At 58.3% G+C, this 696-nt stretch carries 1 protein-coding gene; it reads right to left on the reverse strand.

The window, feature by feature from the left end; translation table 11 throughout:
- Positions 1-431 precede the first annotated feature (431 nt).
- Positions 432-696 (reverse strand): hypothetical protein (locus N826_RS44635; RefSeq protein ID WP_044438070.1); only part of this gene is annotated, 265 nt, incomplete at its 5' end.

A 696-nucleotide genomic window follows, 5' to 3' on the forward strand; every position in this document is an offset into this window, starting at 1 on the left:
CGAACGTCAAGAGGCATCGCAGGGACCCGGTTGCAGCCCGGTCAGAGGGTTTCCTATGGGCAGTGAGTCGAACCGGGCGAAACTGGGTGGATGCCTCTTGATGCCCAAAACCACAATACATCCTTGTGCTTTCCCTCCTGTTCCAGAATGGAACGGAGGGAATGCCCTGCGGCGAGCTTCTTCCCTTCCCTTCCTTCCTGCCTTCTAGCGTCTGTCCGTGTCCGCTTGTTCGTCCGTGTCCGCTTGTCCGCTCCCCCCTTACAGGGAGGGAGGCGGACGGACAGGCGGACAGCAGGCGGACGGACACAAAACGGACAAGGCGGAAAGCCGCGCGGCGTAAGGCTTTCCAGGCGGACAGTTGAAACGAACACGATGATTTTCTAGCGTTCACGTGTCCGCCTCAGAAAAGCGGACAGATTATGGAAAATGATCTACTTGCGCGCTAGCGATACCTTGCCCTTTTCAACCCTTATCAGGTTCTTCGAGTCCAACTGGTCCCGGAGATCGTAGGCTAGCGCGCGGCGGTCCTCTTCCGTGACCACACCGAACTCAAGCATCAGTGCGCGCCAGTTATCATCCGGCATGTGGTCGGCCTTGCGGTCAATCAGCCAGGATCGCAACGCTCCCAGCGCGTTTGCCTGTTTCGGATTTAGCTTCGGCCCTTTCGCCTCTTTCTGGCCTTTCGGGATGTCGGAG

The organism is Skermanella aerolata KACC 11604, assembly GCF_000936425.1.
Taxonomy (GTDB): domain Bacteria; phylum Pseudomonadota; class Alphaproteobacteria; order Azospirillales; family Azospirillaceae; genus Skermanella; species Skermanella aerolata.